The organism is Priestia sp. JV24 (assembly GCF_025910025.1).
GTDB classification, from domain to species: Bacteria; Bacillota; Bacilli; order Bacillales; family Bacillaceae_H; genus Priestia; species Priestia megaterium.
Window position 1 is genome coordinate 339,014 of sequence record NZ_JAPCIN010000022.1, and the last position, 21,310, is coordinate 360,323.

At 39.0% G+C, this 21,310-nt stretch carries 24 protein-coding genes; 5 read left to right on the forward strand and 19 right to left on the reverse strand.

The annotated features are described in order from the left end of the window. Positions 1 to 54: 54 nt before the first annotated feature. Together OK414_RS21025 and OK414_RS21030 are read right to left on the reverse strand one after the other, a co-directional pair. Positions 55 to 510 (reverse strand): hypothetical protein, encoded by a 456-nt coding sequence (locus OK414_RS21025; RefSeq protein ID WP_016765303.1) that lies wholly within the window; start codon positions 508 to 510, stop codon positions 55 to 57. Positions 511 to 669: 159 nt separating this feature from the next. Then, positions 670 to 1,197, reverse strand: a complete 528-nt coding sequence (locus tag OK414_RS21030; RefSeq protein WP_228459496.1) for a hypothetical protein — start codon at positions 1,195 to 1,197, stop codon at positions 670 to 672. 706 nt (positions 1,198 to 1,903) lie between these two features. Between OK414_RS21030 and OK414_RS21035 the strand changes: the two genes are divergently transcribed. Then, positions 1,904 to 3,070, forward strand: coding sequence for an FtsW/RodA/SpoVE family cell cycle protein (locus OK414_RS21035; protein WP_013084672.1), 1,167 nt, complete (start codon positions 1,904 to 1,906; stop codon positions 3,068 to 3,070). Between the two features lie 243 nt (positions 3,071 to 3,313). Here OK414_RS21035 and OK414_RS21040 read toward each other — a convergent pair whose 3' ends face one another. Then, complete coding sequence (locus OK414_RS21040) at positions 3,314 to 4,762, reverse strand: SulP family inorganic anion transporter (protein ID WP_263045020.1); 1,449 nt, start codon at positions 4,760 to 4,762, stop codon at positions 3,314 to 3,316. A 214-nt stretch (positions 4,763 to 4,976) separates the two neighbouring features. Further along, positions 4,977 to 5,681 (reverse strand): purine-nucleoside phosphorylase, encoded by a 705-nt coding sequence (deoD, locus tag OK414_RS21045; RefSeq protein ID WP_013058711.1) that lies wholly within the window; start codon positions 5,679 to 5,681, stop codon positions 4,977 to 4,979. 194 nt (positions 5,682 to 5,875) lie between these two features. Between deoD and OK414_RS21050 the strand changes: the two genes are divergently transcribed. Continuing rightward, entirely contained in the window at positions 5,876 to 6,028 is a 153-nt protein-coding gene (locus tag OK414_RS21050; protein ID WP_013058712.1) for a hypothetical protein, read from the forward strand. A gap of 51 nt (positions 6,029 to 6,079) precedes the next feature. Here the strand turns inward: OK414_RS21050 and OK414_RS21055 are convergent, their stop codons facing one another. The 5 genes from OK414_RS21055 to OK414_RS21075 form a co-directional block, all read right to left on the reverse strand. Continuing rightward, on the reverse strand, positions 6,080 to 6,403 hold the full coding sequence (locus tag OK414_RS21055; RefSeq protein ID WP_013058713.1) for a hypothetical protein: 324 nt from the start codon (positions 6,401 to 6,403) through the stop codon (positions 6,080 to 6,082). 246 nt (positions 6,404 to 6,649) lie between these two features. Further along, positions 6,650 to 7,276, reverse strand: coding sequence for a phosphatase PAP2 family protein (locus OK414_RS21060; protein WP_013084675.1), 627 nt, complete (start codon positions 7,274 to 7,276; stop codon positions 6,650 to 6,652). A gap of 235 nt (positions 7,277 to 7,511) precedes the next feature. Continuing rightward, positions 7,512 to 8,282: a sporulation protein gene (locus OK414_RS21065; RefSeq protein ID WP_016765306.1), complete on the reverse strand. Its 771-nt coding sequence runs from the start codon at positions 8,280 to 8,282 to the stop codon at positions 7,512 to 7,514. Next, positions 8,269 to 9,105, reverse strand: a complete 837-nt coding sequence (locus tag OK414_RS21070) for a serine/threonine protein kinase (protein ID WP_263045021.1) — start codon at positions 9,103 to 9,105, stop codon at positions 8,269 to 8,271. Before OK414_RS21070 ends, OK414_RS21065 begins: the two co-directional genes overlap by 14 nt. 3 nt (positions 9,106 to 9,108) lie before the next feature. Further along, positions 9,109 to 9,363, reverse strand: coding sequence for a hypothetical protein (locus OK414_RS21075; protein ID WP_263045022.1), 255 nt, complete (start codon positions 9,361 to 9,363; stop codon positions 9,109 to 9,111). 117 nt (positions 9,364 to 9,480) lie between these two features. Here OK414_RS21075 and OK414_RS21080 point away from each other — a divergent pair, with 117 nt between their 5' ends. After that, a complete protein-coding gene (locus OK414_RS21080) occupies positions 9,481 to 10,542 on the forward strand; it encodes a DUF2515 family protein (protein ID WP_216874390.1) in 1,062 nt (353 codons plus the stop codon). Between the two features lie 58 nt (positions 10,543 to 10,600). Here OK414_RS21080 and OK414_RS21085 read toward each other — a convergent pair whose 3' ends face one another. The 3 genes from OK414_RS21085 to OK414_RS21095 all read right to left on the reverse strand — a co-directional run bounded on the left by OK414_RS21085 (position 10,601) and on the right by OK414_RS21095 (position 12,141). Beyond that, positions 10,601 to 10,771, reverse strand: a complete 171-nt coding sequence (locus OK414_RS21085; RefSeq protein WP_013058720.1) for a YozD family protein — start codon at positions 10,769 to 10,771, stop codon at positions 10,601 to 10,603. 265 nt (positions 10,772 to 11,036) lie between these two features. After that, positions 11,037 to 11,723 (reverse strand): hypothetical protein, encoded by a 687-nt coding sequence (locus OK414_RS21090; protein ID WP_013058721.1) that lies wholly within the window; start codon positions 11,721 to 11,723, stop codon positions 11,037 to 11,039. Between the two features lie 202 nt (positions 11,724 to 11,925). Next, positions 11,926 to 12,141, reverse strand: a complete 216-nt coding sequence (locus OK414_RS21095; protein WP_263045023.1) for a YozE family protein — start codon at positions 12,139 to 12,141, stop codon at positions 11,926 to 11,928. A gap of 408 nt (positions 12,142 to 12,549) precedes the next feature. Between OK414_RS21095 and OK414_RS21100 the strand changes: the two genes are divergently transcribed. Together OK414_RS21100 and dat are read left to right on the forward strand one after the other, a co-directional pair. Then, positions 12,550 to 13,587: an acyltransferase family protein gene (locus tag OK414_RS21100; RefSeq protein ID WP_263045024.1), complete on the forward strand. Its 1,038-nt coding sequence runs from the start codon at positions 12,550 to 12,552 to the stop codon at positions 13,585 to 13,587. Positions 13,588 to 13,708: 121 nt separating this feature from the next. Continuing rightward, entirely contained in the window at positions 13,709 to 14,554 is an 846-nt protein-coding gene (dat, locus tag OK414_RS21105) for a D-amino-acid transaminase (protein WP_013084681.1), read from the forward strand. 35 nt (positions 14,555 to 14,589) lie between these two features. Here the strand turns inward: dat and OK414_RS21110 are convergent, their stop codons facing one another. The 7 genes from OK414_RS21110 to OK414_RS21140 form a co-directional block, all read right to left on the reverse strand. Next, the gene (locus OK414_RS21110; protein ID WP_013058725.1) at positions 14,590 to 14,868 is read right to left on the reverse strand and encodes a YokU family protein; all 279 of its coding nucleotides are present in this window, start codon (positions 14,866 to 14,868) and stop codon (positions 14,590 to 14,592) included. 14 nt (positions 14,869 to 14,882) lie between these two features. After that, the gene (gene ablA / locus OK414_RS21115; RefSeq protein ID WP_025750203.1) at positions 14,883 to 16,295 is read right to left on the reverse strand and encodes a lysine 2,3-aminomutase; all 1,413 of its coding nucleotides are present in this window, start codon (positions 16,293 to 16,295) and stop codon (positions 14,883 to 14,885) included. 67 nt (positions 16,296 to 16,362) lie between these two features. Next, entirely contained in the window at positions 16,363 to 17,211 is an 849-nt protein-coding gene (gene ablB / locus OK414_RS21120) for a putative beta-lysine N-acetyltransferase (protein ID WP_047930734.1), read from the reverse strand. 25 nt (positions 17,212 to 17,236) lie between these two features. Further along, positions 17,237 to 18,502: a peptidase gene (locus OK414_RS21125; protein ID WP_013084685.1), complete on the reverse strand. Its 1,266-nt coding sequence runs from the start codon at positions 18,500 to 18,502 to the stop codon at positions 17,237 to 17,239. 13 nt (positions 18,503 to 18,515) lie between these two features. Further along, positions 18,516 to 19,178, reverse strand: coding sequence for a 3-oxoacid CoA-transferase subunit B (locus OK414_RS21130; RefSeq protein ID WP_034649363.1), 663 nt, complete (start codon positions 19,176 to 19,178; stop codon positions 18,516 to 18,518). Beyond that, complete coding sequence (locus OK414_RS21135) at positions 19,163 to 19,864, reverse strand: CoA transferase subunit A (RefSeq protein ID WP_016765315.1); 702 nt, start codon at positions 19,862 to 19,864, stop codon at positions 19,163 to 19,165. The genes OK414_RS21130 and OK414_RS21135 overlap by 16 nt, the downstream gene beginning before the upstream one ends. Further along, positions 19,865 to 21,214 carry an aspartate aminotransferase family protein gene (locus tag OK414_RS21140; RefSeq protein ID WP_016765316.1) on the reverse strand — a complete coding sequence of 450 codons (1,350 nt, stop codon included), beginning with the start codon at positions 21,212 to 21,214 and terminating at the stop codon, positions 19,865 to 19,867. Positions 21,215 to 21,310 lie beyond the last annotated feature (96 nt).

A 21,310-nucleotide genomic window follows, 5' to 3' on the forward strand; every position in this document is an offset into this window, starting at 1 on the left:
CGCCATTTTTTATGCGTCAACCTTTTCGCACAAAAAAACTCCGCAAGCGGAGTTTTATACACATTGAAATTCTCGAATTTGATTTACATCTACCCCAGCATACACCCAGAAAGATCCTGTCCAGCGATATCCTGCAACTGAGCGTCTGCCTACAAAGGTTGGGTAAAACCAGTAAGGTCGACCATTTCTCGGCCATATATAAGTATATCGGTATAAGCACCCTGAAATAGCGCCTGGATCAACAGCATAAAGCGATGGACCTCCTGAACCTAGCTTTGGTGTAGGTGTAAAAGCTGGCGGCGGACTTGAAGGCGGCTGCGCTCCTCCCTGCGGCGGAAACCCTTGGCCCCCTCCTCCAGGTGGTGGTGGTGGAAATCCTTGACCTCCTCCTCCAGGTGGCGGCGGTGGAAATCCTTGGCCTCCTCCTCCAGGTGGAAACGATGGAAACCCTTGGCCTCCTCCAGGTGGAAACAAATTTTGAAAACGTGGATCGTATTGATATGGATACATACGCACTCCCCTTTATAATGCTTGCTACGTTACAATATGCATCATAATGAAGATAGGTGAATGTCTACTTTTATCTTCTATAGACTAATTGAACGATGTTAAACTTGGTAAACTTAAAGGGGAGTCTTATCAGAGGAAATAATAAATCCAACACGGAAACTACTTGCGTGTTGGATCTGCTTGCGGAAAATATTTTTCAATAAAATTATACAGCCAAAATACGGTAATCAAAATAGGAGCTATCAGAAAAGGATGTTGAATCCACATTTTCACCAGTACCTTTTCAAATGACGGAATCGATTTTAACACTTGAAATAACGAGCTTCCGCTAAAAATAACGCTCGTTCCTATCAATAAAAAAGATAGCCAGTTAAATTGATCCATCCACATGCTCATAGAGATATAAAAACTAACACCGGTTCCTATGCCCCCCATTATTCCACTTAAAATACTTTTTACCGAAAAAGGAATCCCTACAAACCATCCGGCTCCTAGTCCTGCACACCCTGCTAAAATACTAGAAAAAAGCAGCGGCTGCTCAAGCCAGAGACATGCATTCACTCCAACCACTAAGGTGACATGTATTCCTACGTGAAGGGAAATTCTTTTGCCAACAGGCTCTGAAACATAATGATAGTAGCGCCCGCTATAAAAAATTGTCCACCATAATAATAATAATGCTGTCACACTTGCCCCTATAATCATAAACACACCTCTCTACGTTATGATTCTATTAATCTCTATCTATTATTTTCCTAATATCCTATGTCTTTGATTCGGTAATCTATCCATATACCTTCCATACGTTCGTTCATCAGCAAGAAAGTCGAATGTAACTATATTCTTGTCTCAACTGTTTACTTGTGGGACTGCTAAGAAGTTGAATGTCTGCATGTAGAAAAAGATAGTGTAGAACACTTTCTCTTATCTTTACTATTATTCATATGTATAGCTTGCTAGATTTAGTCCTCGCAGTTTAGAATTTTTCAGTCGTTCATATGAAACTATTTGCCCTTTCTTTCGTTATATATATACACGTTTCTTTATCTTTTCACGTGCAAAAAAAGATAAATTCCTATAATATGTTTTCATATTAACCTTTAAGGAGATAAAGAAGATGAATTGAATAAATCCCTACAAATAGAGTTTTTAGAAAAAAGAAATTGTTATCATTTCTCCTATTTATGTTATAGAATAATTCATGTATAATAAAAGGCTGTATGGTAACGCAGCTTGCGACATATCTTTTCTTACTTTTAGCAAGTCTATATTCAAAGCAAAAACTGCAAAGTGGGGTTAGTGCGACTCTTCATTAATCGACTTTGCATTAAAAACCAGCATTTTTCTTTTATCATAAAGAAAGAATGAGATTTAATAGTGACAGGTGAATAATATGGGTGAAAATCAAAGAAATGTTAGTAGATTTGACTGGAACTTGGCTTTCCTAATCTTCCTATTGTTTTGCGTAAGCGTTGTGGCAATCCATAGTGCTGAAAAAATTGGGCAGTATGATAAGAACTTCGTAGCGCAACAAGTTGTTTTTTATATTATTGGAATGGTGATTATAGGATTTGTCATGCGTTTTGACTCCGATCAGCTTCAAAAGCTAACGTGGGTTTTTTATGGATTTGGGAACTTTTTATTGCTTCTTTTACTAGTGGCTCCGTCAAGCATTGCCAGAGAAATTAACGGGGCAAAAAGTTGGTTCACACTTCCCGGCTTCTCGTTGCAGCCATCAGAGTTTATGAAAGTGTTTTTGATTATCACGCTGAGTACGGTCATTGTTAAACACAATGAAAAATATCGTATCCGAACAGTAAGAGAAGACTTTTTACTGCTTGGTAAACTAGGCGCTGTACTTGCTTTACCTTTATTGTTAATCATGCAGCAGCCTGACTTAGGTACCGCTCTTGTGTTCTTAGCAATCACGGTTGGACTTGTATTTGTTTCAGGCGTAAGCTGGAAAATCATCGCGCCTGCATTTTTAGGTATTACAGCGGTTGGTTCTGTCATTTTGGGACTTGTTGTTTATGCACCTAGCCTATTAGAAAAGTATCTAGGGGTTAAGCAATACCAATTTGGACGTATTTATTCTTGGCTTGATCCTGAGTCATATAGTTCGGGAGAGGGCTATCATTTAAAGAAATCGTTAGATGCAATTGGATCAGGAATGGTAAACGGTAAAGGAATCGGAAATGGAGTTGTCTATTTGCCAGAGGGGCAGACCGACTTTATTTTTGCGGTTATTGGAGAAGAGTTTGGCTTTATCGGCGCCAGCATTGTTATTAGTCTTTTCTTCGTACTCGTTTATTACTTGATCAAGCTAGGCCTTGAAACAAAAAATGAATTCAATTCTTACTTATGTGTAGGCGTTATTTCAATGCTTACGTTCCACGTATTTCAAAATATCGGTATGACCATTCAAGTCTTGCCTATTACCGGAATTCCACTTCCTTTTATTTCATATGGAGGTAGTTCACTGATGGGGAACATGTTTGCAATGGGTCTGATGTTTGGAATCTCATGGCATCACAAACGCTATATGTTTGGAAATGATTAAAGAGAGACGATGGTCTCTCTTTTTTCTTTTATCTCCCTATTAAGCATGCTACAATAAAAAAAACGCTTCCAAATCCTGTTTTAAAAGGAGTAGATATGCATGCTTGATTACCAATATCGGCGCAAAGCCTATGCTATTTTGTTAAAACAGACATCCGTACCTTCATCTACAACTTCTTTTTCCACCTGGCTCATACAGCTACTAAAACGAAACAAGTAAAAAAGGTGTGCTACTGCACACCTTTTATTTGTTCGACAGCGACGTTATGCCAATTTGCCTTACGATTTTTTTACTGTCTTCATTTAGTCCTTTTACAATAACCTTTTTATTCAATCGCTCGTACTTATCGATAATTTTTGAGATGCCGATCACGGCCGATTGATCCCATATATGAGAAGAACTAAAATCAATAATGATGGTATCCGGGTCTGTTTCATACTGAAATTCATCCATGAAGAAGCTGATCGTGGCAAAAAATAATTGCCCTGAAACCCTGTATTGCTTCATATTGCCTTCTGTTTGTGAAGTTGTTTTGATTTTAGCCATCTTCCAGCCAAATACAATGGTGCTTAAAACAATACCTACCATTACTCCTAATGCTAAGTTATGTGTAAACAATACGATAACCACCGTAACAACCATTACAATAGCATCCGATAGCGGATATTTCGTTAAGCCTTTAAGGGACTGCCAATCAAATGTACCAGCAGCTACCATAAACATAACGCCTACAAGAGCAGCCATTGGAATTTGTTTAACAACATCGCCAAGCACCATAATTAAGAACAATAAAAAGACTCCGGCGACTAAGGTAGATAACCTTCCACGTCCCCCTGATTTTACATTAATCATAGATTGTCCAATCATGGCACAGCCAGCCATTCCTCCAAAGAAGCCTGTTACCATATTAGCAATGCCTTGACCGCGTGCTTCTTTATTTTTATTCGAAGGCGTATCTGTAATTTCGTCCAGTACCGTTGCCGTTAGCATAGATTCAAGTAGGCCTACAATCGCGAGAGGAAGCGAATAAGGTAAAATGATAAGCAGCATCTCCACTGATAAATCAACCTTTGGAAAGTGAAGAACCGGCAGCGAACGCGTAATATTCCCCATATCTCCTACCGTTTTTAAATCTAAATGAAAGACAATTGCTACAATCGTCATCAAGACAATGGCAACAAGCGGAGATGGTATTGCTTTGGTCATGAGCGGAAACAAATAGACGATGAGCAGCGTTCCGGCTACCATTGCGTACATCATCCAGTTTGCTCCTTGAAAATGCGGAAGCTGTGCTGTAAAAATTAAAATACCTAGCGCATTTACAAATCCAATCATAACTGTTTGAGGAAGAAATGATAAAAACCTTCCTACTTTCAAAACACCAAGTAAAATTTGAATAATTCCGGTTAAAACAGTAGCTGCAAATAAATACTCAATGCCGTGATCTTTGACTAAGTTAATCATCAATAAAGACATTGCTCCTGTTGCAGCTGAAATCATAGCTGGTCTTCCGCCTGTAAAAGCAATCACAATTGCCATACAAAAAGATGCATACAGGCCAACCATGGGATCGACACCGGCGATAATGGAAAAAGCAAGGGCTTCTGGAATAAGCGCAAGAGCAACTGTCATCCCAGACAAAATATCTGCTCGAACGTTTGAAAACCACTGCTGTTTAATACTTGCCACCATGATGGTTTATCACCTCTTATGAATTTTTTATACGATTTTCGACTTTCACGAAAATCAAAGCCGTTTTTAACGTATCAAATCGTACCATACAATTTCCTGTTTGGAAACAATTAATTTTCACAAATAAAAAGACGAGAAGCTTGATTGCTTCTCGTCTTTTTATTTGTTACGCCGCAGCTTTTCGCTGCCATTCAGCAAATAAACGACTTTATGTTCATTCATTAATTGCTGCTTCAAGCGCAACAACAATCATATCGTTAAACGTCGTTTGACGCTCTTCTGACGTTGTTTCTTCACCAGTGAAAATGTGATCACTTACTGTTAAAACCGATAAAGCATTACGGCCGTATTTAGCAGCTAGCGTATACAAAGCCGTTGTTTCCATTTCAACTGCCAATACGCCGTGAGCTGCCAATTTTTCTAGCTGGCCGTCTTCATTGTAAAATTGATCAGATGTAAATACACTTCCTACTTTTAACTGAAGGCCTTTTTCAACACCTGCATCGTAAGCGCGCTTTAATAAATCAAAGTTAGCTGTCGGTGCATAGTCGATAGGACCAAATTTAACGCGGTTCATTTGTGAATCACTTGACGAAGACATGGCCAAGATAACGTCACGTACTTTTACATCTTTTTGAATTGCTCCGCATGTACCAACGCGAATTAGATTTTGGACACCATATTCATTCATTAGTTCATTTACATAAATAGCAATTGATGGTACACCCATTCCTGTTCCTTGAACAGAAACGCGTTTTCCTTTATATGTTCCTGTAAATCCAAGCATACCGCGCACTTCGTTATAGCAAGTTACATCTTCTAAAAATGTTTCTGCAATGTATTTTGCACGAAGTGGATCACCTGGAAGTAAAATCGTTTCTGCAATATCACCTTGTTTTGCTCCAATATGTACGCTCATTTCGTACCTCCTATATGTAAAAAATCTTACGCTTTCACTATACCATATTGTATCCCTTGCATGTCTATTTCCTTCTAACATTATGCGACAAAAATAAAAAGACATACGGCCCAAAAAATGGCGTAGTATGTCTTTTTATATAAGGGTACGCTAATAGCGCAAGGGATTTACTAACGTTAGCTGAGGTGATATGTATGGGAAAAAAACATCGCAATCGAATTAATTCGCCTAAAAAGAATAATCATATTCCAAAAGAAGCAATTATAGCAGAACATGAAGCCCATGGAGATGAATATTCAGCAACAAACCGAAAAAATGGCCCTGGCCATCATACTCGTGATTACTAAGGGTCAACATATAAATAAAAAGCGGCCAGATAGGTCGCTTTCACCTTATATTTAACGTACGTGCAGGCGATTCACTTTTTGCCAGCCGTCTGTCCATAGCTTGTAGTAATACTTTCCTCGAGTACCTTCATCAATTAACAAAATATCGCCTGTGCTGATAAACCTTGCATCACAATCTTTTGGCAAATTATCAGCAATATTAAACATCTGAAATACTTGTGTTGCTGCGTCTTGATGATCGAATGCTGTAATCGTTAGACGATGGACAGGCTTATATCCGCGCTTTTCGCCTTTTTCTTCTGTTTGCATAATGGTTACATCATATTCTGTGCTAATATTAAATTGTTTTTTTATTGTGGTCCACACACTCAACATTCTTCCCTCCACCCAAAAGCAAGTATTTACTCTTTTACGTCATGTATTCTTATATAATTAGTGATAAAATCCGAAAATCCTTTATCGAATCAAAACGTTTTTTGTCGAAATTACTAGTTTTTTCTTATTAAACATGTACATAAAATATTTGTTTCCCATTTTATCATTAGTTGTTTTTGAATGGATGAATCAATAGGCCTACTTAAACAAAATGAAATATTAACGAAAAAAATGTAACCATTGCTCCTATTTTTGGTTATATAGGCGTTTAGAAAGGAGGTAGACCCCTAAGGACCAAGCAAGTCCTAAACAATATCCTGCTAGTATATCCGTTAAAAAGTGTACGCCTAAATACAAACGGCTAAATCCAATTAATAAAATAACAATAGCAATTACGCATGCAGCTGCCGTTTTGACAGCCCTGCTTCTTGTATACATCCATATCAACAAAAGTACTCCGCTGTAAAACGCCATTGAGTTCATGGCATGTCCGCTCGGAAAACTATAGTGAGAGGCGGGAACGACTTGACTCCAATCAGGTCTTGGTCTTGCAAAAATCTCCTTCAATCCCCAATTTAAAGCGCGAACTCCCCAAAAGACGAGCGTGATATATAAAACGAGCAACCCTTTTCGTTTATAAAGAAGAAGTACTATAATTGCAAACCATATTGGCGCAGTAACATACCAAGATCCTACGGTTGTTATAAATATGATGATGGGGGTTAACGTGTCCGTCCTCCATCCTTCAATGGTATGAAGCACATTAAAGTCAAGCTGTTTCACCCAAGGTGTATTAAATGTAAATAAAATCAGTAAAAAGAAAGCTAAAAGCGATACAATAAATAGAGAATATTTTGTAGTGCGATTTACCATTTTTTATTTCCTCCAACCTATTAAAAGAAAAAGCATGTAGCGTTCTACATGCTTTACTTATTCACACGTTTTGGCTGAATATAGTCTTCTGGCTTAGGAGCTTGATGAACGACAAATTCAGCCGAAAATTCCTCTTTTGCATTTATTTTTTTCGTTTGCTTTGATTGCGGCATATACCTCTCTCCTTTCTTTTTACTGTCTTTAATATACGAAAAATAAAGGAGAGCTATGCACATTAGCTATAGCGTGAAATAATACTGGTTAATATATTTTTTAACTGAGGAATTTCTTTTTCAGAAACATGAACATGAACGAGCGACTCATCTGCATCCAGCATTTCAGATAGAAAGCCGCCAAACCCTCTGGCACGTCGATCTACTTCTATAAATAAATTGTAGTCATGTAAGCCGCTCGGCTGCACGATGATTTCAATTTCATCTACTTTCCCAGCGTACACTCCACCACTTGGAACAAATTCAAATTCTTGAACAAAAGGAAGTCTTTTTCTCATCCGGCGAGGGGCTTCTTCGCACTCGACTTGGCGCAAGCGAAAGCCAAGCTGTTCCATAGCTTCAATTGTGCTTGTTACCATAAGGTTAGGAAGCACTTTTACATGATCAATATCTGACGGATCAACGGCGTCTTTAATATCAAGGCTCGTCGCCACCCAAACCCGGGTTCTCCCTAATGTAACAGGCGTATCATCAGGCAGCTGAAAGGTAAAAGGAATAGACTTCGTTTCAGATGGTTGAATCGTGAACGGGTCGTTAATCTTAAACGTATTAAGCTCAATATCCTGCTTGTATTTTTTATCGTCTCTTTCTTTTACATAAGTTGTGAATAGACGCAGATAGATGCTGTCAATTTTCTGCTCAACATTGCCTCCGTACACTTCAACAATTCCTTCAATCTTTTCACCAGCACGAAATTCATCATTGACAAGCTTAGCGTCCACTCGCGCTGCACCAATTCCAATGCGGGCTAACGCTTTATTAAATAGCGCCATACTTTCCCCTCCCTGAGTTCTTACTATTTATATAGTCATAAATATCTTTTTGTAAACTTTTAATGCTTTCATACGATTCATCTGTTCTCAGCATTTTTTGAATGATTGTCTTAATAGGCGCCGACAAATGTAACTCTTGTTCCCAGCTTCTTTCTTGTTGTTCCGTCGGCTCATAACCAGAGTATAATAAAAATAAAAGAAAATGACCAAGTGCATAGATATCGCTTGCAGCAGATGTTTGTCTCATAAACTGCTGTTCTTCTATAAGGGTGCTTGTTTCTTCATGGTCTCCTAAAAATCTAGCAAGACCAAAGTCAATAACATAGATGGTTCCGTTAACATCAATAATATTTGGAATACGAAGATCACGGTGAACGATTCCTTGCTCATGAATAGCAGAAACTACGTCTAGAATATTAAGTAAAATGTTAAGCGCTTGTTCTTCCGTATATACGCACTTCTCTTCAAAAATTAAATCTTCAAACGTTTTCCCTTGAATCAACTCCATCACTAAGAAACAGCCTTCATCTGTTTCGATAGCTTCATACAGTGAAGGAATTTGAGGGTGGTTTAATTGAGACAGCAATTTTGCTTCATAATGATAACACTTCAGCCCCTGGGACGTGCGCTGCTTCGTTTTACGGAGCTGTTTTACGACTACCTTTTTTTGTTGCACAATGTCGTTAGCAACATATGTTATACCATAGCTTCCCATTCCCAGTACATCTATGATTTCATAGCGCCTGCAAATGACTTTTCCTTTTTTAAAAGGGCGGTCAACTAGCCAGCGATAAAAATATTTGAACATTCGATTTTTCATCATAAATCAACTTGAGAAAAAGCTTGAGAAGAAACTTCCGCTTTTACGCTTGCGCTTATAGTGGTGGTGTCCATATTTTGAATGACTGTGGCTGTCATAATATTTGCTTCGCTTATAATCGCTACTGCTGCTATGGTGACGAGGACGTCTGTAATGATGATCACTGCTGCTGTAGTGACGAGCACGTCTGTAGTGTCGAGCGCTGCTGCTGTAGCGTCGATGTTTAGATCCAGTTAATGATTCAAAAATTTTTCTGAACATAAAGAAAACCTCTTTTCTTAACATTTGTTACCCTTTATACGTACGAAATGTTATAAAGGTTTCAAAAAGTCCCTTACCCTTTTTTTATATAGTTAAACGTTTCAAAGGAGGCTTAACATGACTTCTACTAACACAAATCCCCTCATTAGATTGGAGGATGTTCTTCGCCTGCAGCAGATGATGCAGCTCAAACCTCCTGCTACCCTCCCGCTGTCTTTTATTGGAGAAGACGTAAAATTGATTAAAGAGATTCGAAAAAAAGTAAAAAAAGCTAATCAAAACAATGTTACACGTACCCAAGCTTATTTAGACTATTATCAAAAACACCCCGAAATTCACTGGGCTTTTTTAGCACACTTGGTTTCGCGGAACGGCGGCTATTACATGACAGATCTCTCCACTACCTTAATAAAATCCCTGCTTTCTCCAGAAAAACAGCACGCGTACTTCTTGTTTTTAGAACATTCCAATTCCGCCATTTTTCATGATGCTTACGCTCAGCTGTTACTCTATGAAAAAAGCAAAGAGCAAAACAGCAATCTGTTTCATTTACTCCCCGCTTTTCACATATCTTCTTTTATGAAAGCTGTTTGGGATGACTTTTGGCAGCATAGAAACAAAACGCTCTTATCAATGGCTCTGATTGTGAACGAACAGTATCATATTGAAAAAAATGTTCTCTTTAAAAAAGAGTTTCAGCGGGATGTTCTTCACTCTTGGCAGTTTCACACTCAAAACTTTCTCGGTATGACTCAAATCGTCTTTCCCTATTATTCAGGTAATAACATTGATTTATGTGGAACAAAAGTGTATCATTTCGAGTCTGTCTTAAAACGGATTGAAGTGGGAAAAACTTTATACGTTCTTCTTTTTTATTCAAACTTGCATGATTCTATCTATACATTTAGCCTTAAACACTCCCACACAGGGTCTCGAAGCGATTATAATTCGGATATATTTACAAAGAATCGAACTGATTCCAAAAAGCTGTATAGCCCGACTTTAACTATGAGCTGGGGAGACCGCGTACACCTTTTTTTAAGAAAAGATGAGTGGTTTGAAGACGAAATCACATTTTCTCTCCTTGAGTCTATTCCCGCTTCTTCCGTTAAAAAAATTCCACTTCAGCATCATATAAAAGTGCAATCCGCTATTAAAGCTGCTAACCCTTTTTCATAGCCGCTGTCTCATAAACAAAACGACGAGTTTCCCCGTCGTTACAGATGTATCTATCTTTTTATTCTTCATCTTGCTCATCAATAATACATTTATCAATGAGATAATCAAAAGTTATATCCGCTAATTCGCCTAGCTCTTCTTCAGCGGGAACATAGCCTCGCTTGACTAGTTCATTGTAAAAGAACTCCGCAATTTCTTCCGTATCAATGACCACTTCGATTTCTTTCACAATATCACTCCTTATCCCGTTTGAACGGATTAGCGTACCTTATTTTTCTTAAAAATAGGTTCACTCCATCTTCTGCTTGAAGTTTTACCTTATACACATTTATGAACAATTCGGCAATAGTATGTCTAAAATTTCAGCAGTTTAAATAGAGAGGTAATTATACCCATTCTTTTTTCATTACCATTGCCGTATACACAATAAAAGATAGCTAAGAGAGATGTAATGATCTATCTCGGCTATCTTTTATTTATTAGGCATCTACCTGCTATTTTCCTTGTTCGGATTTTGCTATCTTTTTTAAATGTTTCAGCACTAAGTTCATGACTTCAGCGTATTCTTCATCTTCAAAAAGCTCATACAAAAATTTATAATCATTGTACACATCTAAAAGACCGTTTATAATCTCATGCTTTTCTTTAGTTAACCTCACTTCTTCTTTTTCAGAACCGTTTTGTTTTTTCATCTTTGGTAGCAACTCCGTCTTTTTAATTTCTTTACCTAAATACAACATATCAACACTTTGAGCGTAATTTTCTGTTTCCTCATGAGGAGTTACGAGAATGAGTTCTTCTTCACTAGCCTCAAGCCATTCTCCATCTGTTACACGTGACAATTCATAGACAATATCTTCCCATGAATCCTCTTTATAACGCCATATTTCTGTTCGAATACCAATGATTTTAAATAACTCTTTTCCATAATTAAAAACCTGGACGATATCGCCGAAGAAAAATTTATACTCAAGCTCTACTCTTTCCTGTACTAATATTTGACCTTCATATTCTTCTAGAAGCTCAATTGTATCTTCTAAAAAAAGACCTTCACTATGGTTGATTTCGTATACAAAAATCCCATCCATCACTTTTATATCGGTAATAGTGCCAACGGTCCCGTATATTGTTACAACGACTGTTTCACCAATTCCGTATTTAGGTTTTTTCTTCCCTGCCATCGTCGCACCTCCTTAGTAAACATACACCTACTGAAAAGTTACAATATTATATGCAGTAACTAAAAAAGGGGAAGTATAACATCTTTAGAACCAAGCCTTTATTATCTATTACCCTCTATCATTTTTACCCCTGCTGATTGCATGAGCTAAAGAAAATAAAAAAGCAGGCTGATGGATATCCATCAGCCTGCTTTTTTATTCCTCACGCATTATTTTGATAAAGCTCCCATGCTTCATCAAATACGGTCATACTTGATAAATAATGTCCGTTGAGCTCTAAATAAGAACTCAGTTCGTCATAATCTGTTGAAGATTTCGGGAAGCTGTGATCATCATAAGCACTTCGCGCAAACTCTCCCATTCGATCAGGTTTTTTATTTGATCGGAATTTCATTATATAGTGATAAAAGGATTTCATCGTACTCCCCCTCCAGCGGTATGTGTATCTTTTCTATCATTTTTTCAAGAAATCTACAACTTTCTTCTTTGATATGTAGATGTCGAACACTGCAATATAAGTGGTTTACTGGACAAAAAATATTAAATTCATGTTACAGTTGCAAAACAAATTTCACTATTAGCGTAACGAATAAATATTGTTATATCAATATTTTTCTTTTTTCAAAAAGACATTTGTAACAAAAACACATCGTTTTTATAACAAAAGCATTGATTCGACAGGTTTCTCAAACCTTTATGTAATTGCAAAAAAGAAGAATTCATGTTTTAATTCCGTAGTGAAAGGTTATTCTAACAATAATCGCCATTTAAATAAATTTTGTTGGTGGGAGGTTTACATCAGCATATGTTGAGGAAAAATAATACTATGAATACTCGAAATGCTTACTTTGATAATGCTAAATTTGTATTAATTTTTTTGGTTGTATTTGGGCACATGATTTCTCCGTACCGAACAGATAGCAGCGGAATGCTGTCCATTTATCACTTTATCTTTATTTTCCATATGCCTGTCTTTATTTTACTAGCAGGTTATTTCTCAAAAAATTTTCATAAAAAAGGCTATTACAAAAAAATATTTACAAAGGTGGCTCTTCCTTACTTAGCTTTCCAAACTATCTATACCCTTTATTATAGTGTGCTTTATACAGATGAAACGTACACGCTTCAATATTTGGTTCCTAGATGGGCAATGTGGTTCCTACTGAGCTTAATTTTTTGGAAATTAATGCTTCCTTTCTTTGCGAAATTCCCGATGTGGATTAGCTTAACTGTCTCTATTTCGCTTGGACTTGCAATGGGCTTCATTGATATTGACGGATTTGATAAAATTCTAAGCATTAGCCGAATGTTTGTCTTCTTCCCGTTTTTCCTTTTAGGCTACTATTTGTCGCAGCGACAAGAGCCTTTTACAAATCTTTTGACAGCGCGAAATCGAATCATTGCATCCATCGTATTGCTAGTGACATTAATTGGAAGCTATTCTTTCTTAGACGACACGGCTTACACAGATATGCTGTATGGAACGAACACGTACGACAATGTGGCCGAATTTTTAATGCGCGTTTCTCACTATGGAATTGCTTTTCTTGTATCTTTTGCCTTTATGGCTTTAATTCCAACGCGCGGTTTTGCTTTAACAAGCATTGGACAGCGATCCCTATACGTGTATTTATTGCACGGCTTCATTTTAAAATGGTTCTTTACAACTGACTTCTCAAAAAGTCTAGAGCCAACCTCATGGGGAATTATCATCTTAATCGCACTGTCCATTTTAGTAACGATGCTTCTCGGCAGCCGTATCGTCGATTGGTTCATCACCGGTACTAAGCTCATCGTCCAGTTTGTTACACCTAAAAAAGCCATTCAGAAATTTTCATTAGCTTTCAAACGTACGTTTTCATAAAAGTCATACTCCTAAAGGAGTATGACTTTTTTCATTTTCTTTGGAGAAGCCAAGTAAATAATTTCATTTTGCTGAATTTTATGTTAACGTTTTAATATCTAAAGGAAGGGAGTTTTTCAAGATGGAATTAGCATATTATGCTGGAGAGTTTAGAGATATTAATGAGGCTGTTATTCCAATTGATGAACGCGGTCACCAATTTGGAGACGGTGTTTATGAATTTATTCGCGTATACAAAGGAGTTCCGTTTTCAATTGAACGTCACTTAGACCGCTTAGAAAGAAGTGCAAAGGCAATCTTTATCGAGCTGCCGGTTTCAAGACAAGAACTAAAGGACATCATTCATCAAGCAATGGAAAAATCAACGTTAAAAGACGCTGATATTTATATTCAAGTTACGCGCGGGATTGCTCCTCGAAATCATTTATTTCCCGATGTACCTGCACAATTAGCACTCACAATACGCCACCCTCGCCAAACACCTGAAGAAGCCTATGAAAAAGGCATTTCCACGCTTCTTTTGGAAGACGAACGATGGGCTAATTGCTATATCAAATCATTGAACCTTCTTCCTAACCTTCTTGCCAAACAAGCTGCGGCTTCTAAAGGATGTAAAGAAGCTATTTTAGTAAAAGACGGATACATAACCGAAGGGTCGAGCAGCAATGTATTTGCGATAAAAGACAACGTCTTGTTCACGACTCCTGCCACAAGAAAAATTCTATCCGGTATTACGCGCGCTAACGTGCTGGAATGTGCGCAGGAACAAGCCATTCAAATCCGCGAACAAAATATGACTCCTTCCTTTTTAAAAGACGCGGATGAAGTTTTTATTACGAGCACGTCTGTTGGTCTCTTGCCCGTTTCGAAAATAGACGAAGTCGAACTTCCAACTTTCCGTCCTGTTACAGTGGCTTTAAAACACGCCTACAGCCTGCGCACTGCTGGAACAAAGGCTTATCAATAAGCAAAGCCGCCCCTTACAAAATAAGGGGCGGCTTTTTAGAATTTAAAGTAGTTGCGCTTTAATAATCTTGGCACTTTTAATAGCTCATCATACCGAATGGATTCATCAAGTTTTTTTGTATCGACAAGAAGCAGCTGTGTTTCCACTTCTTCTATGATCTCTTCTTCTTGATATGACATCCCGCAACCTGAACAGCTGATACATGGCATATGAGTAATTTCAATACTTCTCGTTCCATCTGGCAATTCCCAGTATGCGGTATTGGTTGTTTCTACCGCTTTTTCTTCTTCGCACCATGCGCATTGAACAGTCATATTACAGGACCTCCTTAAGATGATGGAGCATCGTCGCTTTTAACGTCTTTTTTCAATTGAGCTTTAAACTTTTTATCTTTTAATTCATCTCTTTTTTCACGTTTATCTTTTAGACTTTCGTGAGCACTGTCACTTTCATATGTTTTACGTCTTTTTACTCTCCCTAACCCTTCCGGTACAAGGTTGAATTGAGCATCATTCATAAGACCCGAGATGCCGATGGAAGAATCTTTAGCATCCGATGCTGGATAAACAGCTCGAAAATAATCATCTGCACGCCCAGGCACATAGCTTTCTGGCTCCGGATACGTCGTAATCACTCCTTCAAAGTTTCGCAGAACAACTTTACTTGCGCTTTGACTAATAATATAGTTTGGCTGAACTGCAATCTTTCCTCCTCCTCCTGGCGCATCAATAACAAACGTTGGAACAGCATAGCCAGAAGTATGACCTCGCAGCCCTTCCATAATTTCAAGCCCTTTGGAAACAGGTGCGCGGAAATGCCCAATTCCTTCTGACAAATCACATTGATAAATATAGTAAGGACGAACGCGTATTTTCACTAAATCGTGCATAAGCTTTTTCATGATAGCTACGCTGTCATTAATCCCAGCTAAAATAACCGCTTGATTGCCAACTGGAACGCCTGCATCGACAAGCATTTCACATGCTTTTTTTGTCTCTTCAGTAATTTCAATGGATGTATTAAAGTGAGTATTTAACCATACTGGATGATATTTTCTTAAAATGGCACATAAATTTTCTGTTATTCGCTGTGGAAACACAACGGGTGCTCTTGTGCCAATCCGAATAATTTCCACATGGGGAATAGCTCGTAAATTCTTCAAAATATATTCTAAAATGTTGTCATTAATCAGCAAGCCATCACCGCCTGAAATGAGTACATCTCGTACTTCAGGTGTTTTGGCGATATAAGCAATCGCAGCATCTAACTGCTTTTTTGGAACGCCCATTCCGATTTGTCCTGAAAACCTTCTTCGAGTACAGTACCTGCAGTACATGGAACATTGATTGGTGACTAAGAACAAAACGCGATCAGGATAGCGATGAGTCAACCCTGGCACTGGAGAATCTTCGTCTTCATCTAGGGGATCTTCTAGATCATATTTTGTTTTATGAAGTTCTTTGCCAACCGGAACAGACTGCATACGGACGGGGCAGCGAGGATCATCTGGATTCATCAAAGATGCATAGTAAGGCGTAATATTGAGCGGAATGGTTTTGGTTGAAATGCGTACTCCTTCTTCTTCCTCAGGAGTTAAGTTAATAACCTTTTTTAAATCATCTAATGTTCGAATTGTGTTTGTTAATTGCCAAATCCAGTCATTCCATTTTTCTTCAGGAACATCTTTCCATAACTCAATATCTTTCCAGTGTCGGGACGGCTTATATAAATCATATAACATACAATCGCTCCTTTATGAAGATTTACTATTGTTATATGTTACAGCCCATAAATTGGTTAATTATTTCTCACCCTTTACTTTTTGACAGATCCTTCACCCATACGTTCATATCTTCTAACGATTTATAAATGTAACAATTATTCGTTAACCTTCCCGTATAGGTATAGCCAAGCTGCTGAAAGGCGGCGTTCATCCCAAATGAAAGCGCTCTCGCTATTGTATATGCACAAAAAATATGCCGCTGTTTTAGCTCCGCCTCTAGTGCGTTTAATAAATGCTTCATGAATCCATACTTTCGGTAAGCAGGGAGAGTCGCACAATCCGTTAGTTCAGCATTGTGATAGACATAGTCAATTTCAGCAGAAGCAGCGCTAACGATATCGTTCTTGTCAACTATGATATAAAACAAGCTATCTTCTTGAAGCAAATTAGAGAGATACTCTTCTTCGTAGAGGGGAGTAGGATACACTGTGAAGATTTGACGGTAGAGCTGAGAAAGTTGTTTAGCGTCAGATGAAATGGCTCGGCGCATGATCAGTTGATTCGATAAAGAAGAATAATCAGATGTCGGCAAATTCAACACATCTTGAAGCAGCTCTGTTTCTTTTAACGTCTCCCCGCTGTCTCGGCGGGATTGAGACGTATAGTAGCATAAAAGATACGCGTCGCTTCCGTTAAAATAGTAGGGAACAGTTGCTTCTAAAGAAAATCCCAAGCTTATCCAGTCCAGCAGATGTTCAGCACGTGCTTTTATAATCCACTTTTCGTACGTTTTCTTATCAATTTCTTTATATATATAGCTGTAAATATCGTTCACATTTCCCCGGTAATCATCTATTCTCAGACGCTTGTTACGTTCATCTAAAAAAAGAGTCATAGCAAAGGTTGGTTGACAAATATTTTCTTGTTTCCCCATTTGTTTGTATCCTCTCCTTTTTAGCTTAGTCCGCAATACTGCACCAGTCTGCTACAGTGAGAGCAATAATTTCTGCTGCGTCAAGCATCGTTTGAATACAAATATACTCATTCGGAAAGTGGGCCACTTCTGTTACTCCCGGTCCAAAAACAACTGTTGGAATATCCCCTACTTGTGACAGTATCCCTCCGTCCGTTCCCCAAGGAGATGCTTCAATGATCGGCTGATTCTGTTTCACTTGATAAAAAGAGGACGAAAGAGAGGTCATAAGCGGATGCTCCAATTCAATTTCACCGGGAAGCCAGTGGGCCCCAAACCATTCCAAGTCGACAGGATGCTCAGCAAACCACTCATCACGCTGAGGCAAAAGTTCAAGCCAGGATTTCATTTCTGCTCTGACATTTTTCATTTTTTCATGCGGAGCAACTCCTATCCTGCCTTCTAATATTACTTGATCAGCGACTGAAGAAGGCCACGTTCCGCCTTGTATATTTCCGATATTAATCGGCACAGGAATGGGGATTTTATTATAGAGCGGATCCGTAATTCGGCTGTTTCTCTCTTTTTCAAGACCCTCAATGTGTTTAAGCACAACAGCTGCTTTTTCAATCGCACTCACGCCTTCATACCGAGTCCCTCCATGTGCTGCTACTCCATGCACGGTCACTCGAAACCACATGGAGCCTTGCTGCTTAGGGAAGATCTTCATGTTGGTTGGTTCTGGAATAATGGCACCATCTGCTTTATACCCTCTAAGTACACAGGAAAGTGTTCCTGCACCTCCGCTTTCCTCTTCTACTACGCTTTGAAAAATAACATCTCCTTTTAGTGAAATATCTAGCTCTTTCAACGCTTGAATAGCTAAAAGTAACGACACATTTCCTCCTTTCATATCCGTTGCTCCGCGTCCATATAAGTTTCCATCTTTTACAACAGCCGTATAAGGGTCTTCCGTCCACTGTGAAAGATCTCCGGGTGGCACTACATCAATGTGGCCATTCAAAATAATGGATTTCCCTCCGCCTTTCCCTTTTAACACGCCTACCACATTCGGACTGTCTCGAAAAGTAGAACGGTTGGAGGCAAAAGCTTCATGGCTGCGAAGTATTTTTTCGTCCGGTTCCCATATATCAATATCTAACTGCAGCTGTCGAAGGCGTTCAATGACAATTGCCTGCGCATGCTTTTCAGAACCTTGTACGCTTGCTTCTTCTACGAAACGCTTGAGTAAACGCACTGCACTTTGACGATGCTCTGTCATCCAGTTATGAATAGATTGCTGTATGTTCATATAATGGTCCTCCTTATGGTATCGTAATCAATTGATCACTCAGGCGAACTGTCGCTTCTGTTGAACTCAAAATATCCTCTACAGTATAAGGAGACATTAACTCTGTTAGAAGAAGCGCATCTTTTTCTACTTTAAAAACCGCCCGATCTGTAATAACTAATCCCACACAGCCCGAAGCAGTCAGAGGTAAAGAACACGTCTTAACCAGCTTCGGTTCTCCTGTCTTGCTCGTATGATTCATTAGCACAATGACTTTTTTCGCTTTTTGAGCTAATTCCATCGCTCCTCCTATCCCAGGAACTCGCTTACCTGGCACAATCCAATTAGCTAAATCCCCTTTTTCACTCACTTCCAACGCACCAAGAATGGTCATATCGACGTATCCTTTTCGAATCATCGCGAAGGCTGTAGCACTGTCACAGTATGAAGCCCCTTGAACGGTAGTTGTTGGATAGCCTGCTGCATTGCAAACATTCTCATCTTCTTCACCTAAAGGAGGGGAAGATCCTAACCCTAAAATTCCATTTTCAGCATGAAACATCACATGAACAGCGCTTGGTACGTAATTAGGAATAAGAGAAGGAATGCCAATCCCTAAATTAACAATCATGCCGTTTTTGATTTCAGCCGCAGCACGTTTTGCAATACGATGACGAATATCTATTCCCAAACCCATTTCCAATTCACTCCTTTTGAAGGGACAATATAATCCACAAATACACCTGACGTCATCACGTTCTCTGGGTCAATGTCCCCAAGAGGAACAATTTCATCCACTTCAGCGATAGTTATACGACCTGCCATTGCCATTAACGGATTAGTGTTTCGAGCGCTTTTATCATAAAGCAAGTTGCCGAATGGATCTGCTTTTTTTGCATACACAAAAGCAACGTCGGCTGTGAGCGGCTTTTCCACTAAAAATGTCTTGCCGTCTATTTCCACTTTTTCTTTTCCAAATTGAATAATGTCATTTTCTATTCCTACATCAATCAGTACTCCTCCGAGTCCAACTCCTCCCGCTCGAATCCGTTCAGCAAGCGTTCCTTGAGGAGAAAACTCAACTTCCAGCTTTTCTTCTGTCATCAGCGTTCCAGCCACTGGGTTCGATCCAATATGAGAAGCAATGAGCTTTTGAATTCTTCCTTGGCTTACCAATTTTCCCGCACCAATATGAGGAAAGCCTGAATCATTACATATCAATGTAAAATTTGATTTTCCGCTTTCAATCAGACCATCAATGAGAGAAGGCGGGCTGCCTACTCCTCCAAATCCTCCTATCATCAGCGTAGCCGCATGATCCACGTATTCAATCGCTTGTTCCACAGTTGTGATCTTTTGAAATGAGTTTTCGACCTTTGTCACTCATTTCACCTCATTTCTCTGTTTTTCATTTTGCACTTCATGCAATGTTTTCGAAAGCAGATCGACCACTTCATCAAGCTGACGATGAGTAATCGTAAATGGCGGCGCAATAATAATACCGTCTCCTTCTACTCCGTCTGTTCCTGCTTGTGAAGGATAAAGGAGAAGACCATTTTTTTGGGCTTTACTTATTACGCGCGCCGTCATATTTTCCGAAGATGAAAAAGGCTCCTTCGTCTTTGGATTTTGCACAAGCTCAAGACCAACTAGTAAGCCTTTGCCACGTATATCACCAATAATAGGGTAAAGAAGTTGAAGCTTCTTCAATTCCCCTACTAAATAGTCTCCTTTCAGCGCTGCTTCTTGAACAAGATCATGCTTTTCAATATAGGTTAAAACAGCTATCCCTACAGCGGATGACAGCGGATTAGCGCTTAGCGTATGTCCGCTCATAATTAATTTGGATCCGTTCATGATAGGTTCAATCGTTTTGCTGCTAGCCAACGTAACGGCTATTGGCGTATATCCTGCTCCCACTCCTTTTCCAAGCGTCATGATGTCTGGTTTAACTCCCCAGTGCTCATACGCAAACATTACGCCTGTACGCCCAACTCCAGTCATGACTTCATCCGCAATCCATAACACATCATATTTATCGCAAATTTCTCTTATCACTTCATAATAACCGGGAGGAGGTGTAAGCGCTGCTCCGGCTGCTCCTACAATGGGCTCTGTAATAAAAGCAGCAATATGTTCAGGGCCGGTTCGTTTGATAACTGTTTCCAATTCGTTTGCGCAAGCAAGATTACAGGATGGATAGGTTTGATGAAACGGACATCGATAGCAATAAGGAGGCGAAACCGAAGGATAATCTTCAAGCAAAGACGAGAAGCGTTTTCGTCTTCCAACGTGCCCTGACATAGACAGAGCTCCTATTGTAATACCGTGATAGCTCATCCAGCGTGACAAAACCTTTGTTTTGGTTGGCTTCCCTTGCTCTTGAAAATGCTGAATTGCCGTTTTCATAGCCGTTTCAGTCGCTTCTGTCCCGCTGTTAACAAAAAAGCTCCACTGGAAATGATTGCTGCTTAATTCACATAGTTTCTTAGCTAAGGCTTCTGTTGGATCACTTGTAAACTGCGACCGATATACAAACGCAACTTTCTGTGCCTGATCGGTCATCGCATCAATAATTTCTTTTACGCCGTGTCCGATACTTGCTGTAACTGCCCCCGACGAAGCATCTATGTACCTTTTTCCATCTTGGTCGTACAAATAAATTCCTTTTCCATATGAAATAACTGGGTAGTCGTCGTCGAGCAGCGGCTTTATTACATGAGTTTTATTCATTTCCGCACTCTCCTTTCAAACATACACTCTTATTAAACTGTATGCTGAAACGAAGAGTTTCTTGCCAATAAAAAAAGCCCTAGCATATAGCTAGAG